The organism is Falsiroseomonas sp. RANM36 (assembly GCF_056682175.1).
Map to the genome: position 1 here is coordinate 1,467,917 of NZ_JBWXTD010000003.1, position 1,275 is coordinate 1,469,191.

The 1,275-nt window shown below is 76.6% G+C and carries 1 protein-coding gene; it reads right to left on the reverse strand.

Annotated elements, in window-relative coordinates; translation table 11 throughout:
• Nucleotides 1–1,125: sensor histidine kinase (locus tag AC1MIR_RS11885; RefSeq protein ID WP_480028364.1), on the reverse strand; the 1,125-nt coding region annotated here is incomplete at its 3' end.
• Nucleotides 1,126–1,275 lie beyond the last annotated feature (150 nt).

Sequence of the window (1,275 nt, forward strand, 5' to 3'; positions counted from 1 at the left end):
CCGGTGTTTTCGGGGGGCGGCGCGGGCTGGCCCCGCTGGGGGCGACGCGCGGCCGGCACGGCCGGGGGGTCGGGCGGGCCCGCCGGCGGCGCCGGCCGGCTGCGCTCCCGCCACCCGGCGGGACAGCGGCACCCAGGCTTCCCAGATCAGGCCTTCGGGCTCCCACCGGCTCGCCATCCGCCCGCCGAGCGGCCGCGTGAGCGTCGCCGAGATCAGGGGGGAGCCGAAGCTCGGGCGCAGCGGCGGCGCGGGCACCGGCGGGCCGCCCGCCTCGCGCCAGCAAAGGTGCAGGACCTCGTCCCCGTCCATCAGCCAGCGCAGCGTCACCGAGCCGCCGGCGGCCGACAGGGCGCCGTGCTTGGCGGCATTGGTCGCCATCTCGTGCAGCGCCATGGAGAGTGCCTGGACCGCGGATGGGCAGAGCACCACCTCCGGGCCTTCGAAGGTCGCCGTCGTTGGCGGCTTGGCGATGCCGGTGAAGGGCATGAGCGCGTCCGCCGCCACCACGCTCAGCGGCGCCCCGCTCCAGCCGCCGCGGGCGAGCAGCGTATGGGCCCGCGCCAGCGCGTTGATCCGGCCTTCCACCGCTCGGGCGAAGCCGGCGGCGCTGGTGCGCGGTGTCAGGCGCAGCGCGGCCTGGACCACGGCCAGGGTGTTCTTGGCCCGGTGGTCCAGCTCGTGGACCAGGATCTCCTGGCGCTCCTCCGCCTCCTTCCGGGCGGTGATGTCCTGGGTGGTGCCGATCAGCTTCGTCGGCAGTCCGGTCAGCCGGTCCTGCCCCACCGCCCGGCCGTGGCTCTCGACCCAGATCCACCGCCCGTCCGGCCGCCGGAAGCGGTATTCGAGGCGGTAGCTCTCCGCCGCGCCGTCGCGCAGCGCGGCCACCGCCGCGGCAAGCCTCTCGCGGTCGGCGGGATGCACGCGATCGCGCCAGGACGGATAGGCCGAGGCATGATGCTCCGGACCGAAGCCGAAGATCGCCAGAGCGCGCTCGGTGCGGTGTGCCGTGCCGTCCTGCAGGTCCACCTCCCAGGCGCCGAGGTTGGCGGCCTCGAGCGCGAGGCGCAGCCGCTCCTCGCGGTCGCGCAGCGCGGCCTCGGCCGCCTTGAGGGCGGTGACGTCCACATGCGCGCCCACGAGGCGCGTGGGCCGGCCTTCGCCGTCGCGCTCGATCTCCGCCCGCGCATAGATCCAGCGAATGCTGCCGTGCGGGGGCCCGGCCCGGGGCGGCGGGGGGGAGTACCCGGTGGCCGCGGGGTGGGTCGGGGCGAAGGG